Origin of the sequence: Kitasatospora sp. MAP5-34 (assembly GCF_029894335.1) — a bacterium.
Taxonomy (GTDB): domain Bacteria; phylum Actinomycetota; class Actinomycetes; order Streptomycetales; family Streptomycetaceae; genus Kitasatospora.
Window position 1 is genome coordinate 1 of the sequence record NZ_JARXZC010000114.1, and the last position, 1,294, is coordinate 1,294.

General features: G+C 59.9%; 1 protein-coding gene. It reads left to right on the top strand.

Annotated elements, in window-relative coordinates; genetic code table 11:
• The first annotated feature begins 66 nt into the window (after window positions 1-66).
• Window positions 67-1,250 (top strand): IS3 family transposase gene (locus tag P3T29_RS32620; protein WP_280720298.1). Its coding sequence is split into 2 segments (ribosomal slippage): window positions 67-331 and window positions 331-1,250, totalling 1,185 coding nucleotides; the frame shifts between segments, so codons are not numbered across the junction.
• The last annotated feature ends 44 nt before the right edge of the window (window positions 1,251-1,294 follow it).

Below are 1,294 nucleotides of genomic sequence, written 5' to 3' on the forward strand. Positions count from 1 at the left end.
TGAGGGGCCCCGAGGTTTCCGGACAGAGACCCAATAGAATCTCTGTTCAAAGGAAACGAGGTAGCAGTGGCACCACCCAGCAAGTACTCGCCTGAGTTCCGTGAGGAAGCCGTCCAGATCGCTCTGAGGTCGAGCAAGACCGTCACCGAGGTTGCTCGGGAGCTCGACCTCAATCCGGAGACCCTTCGCGGCTGGGTAAAGAGGCACCACAGTCAACAGGAGCCTTCCGCCGACGCGGAACTGACGACGAATGAACGCGCGCGCCTGAAGGAACTTGAGCGACACAACCGCGAGCTGGAGATGGAAAACAGCTTCCTGAAAAAAGCCGCAGCGTACTTCGCCAAGGATCACCGATAAGTGAGAAGTTCGAGTTCATTGATCAAATGAGACTCGACACAGCGGAGTGCGCCTACCCCGTCGACTTCATGTGCGCCAAACTCGGCGCTTCCCGCTCCGGCTACTACGAGTGGCGCAACAGGCCGGAATCCGCTACTGCTGCCCGCCGGGAAGAACTCAAGGTTCTCATTGCGAAGATATTCGAGGACTCCGACGGCACCTACGGCTATCGACGCGTGCATGCACAGCTGCGCCGCTGGGACGTGCAGGCCGGACCGGAGCTGGTCCGCCAGATCATGCGGCAACTGGGGCTGGTTCCCTGCCAGCCCAAGCCCAAGCGGTTCAGCCTGACCAAGGCCGGCCTGCCGTTCCCGGTACCTGACCTCGTCGGTCGCGACTTTACCGCGGCAAGACCCGGAGAAAAGATGGTCGGGGACATCACGTATATCCCCACCGGTGAAGGCTGGCTCTATCTGGCGACCGTCATCGACTGCTGCACCAAAGAAGTCATCGGATACGCCATGGACGACCACTACCAGACCCCGTTGATATCGCGAGCCATCAGGAATGCCGCTCGCAACCGAAAACTCGTCAAGAAGGCCATATTCCACTCCGATCGCGGCAGCAACTACATGTCCGCCGAATACGGAAGGACCCTCGATCGGCTCAATGTGCGGCGCTCCGCCGGCCGGACCGGCATCTGCTACGACAATGCCATGGCCGAATCGTTCTTCGGAGCCCTGAAGAATGAACGGGTGAGTCGCATGACATACAGCACGCGAGAGGAAGCCCGACGGGACATCACGAGATACGTTGAATTCTGGTACAATCGCAAGCGACTCCACTCGGCAATCGGATATCTGACGCCGCGCGAGGCGTATCTCGAGCATCGCAACATGCGGCTCGCAGCGTAGCTTTCAAGCACACGGCGGCTGTCCGGAAAACGCGTGGCCCCTCA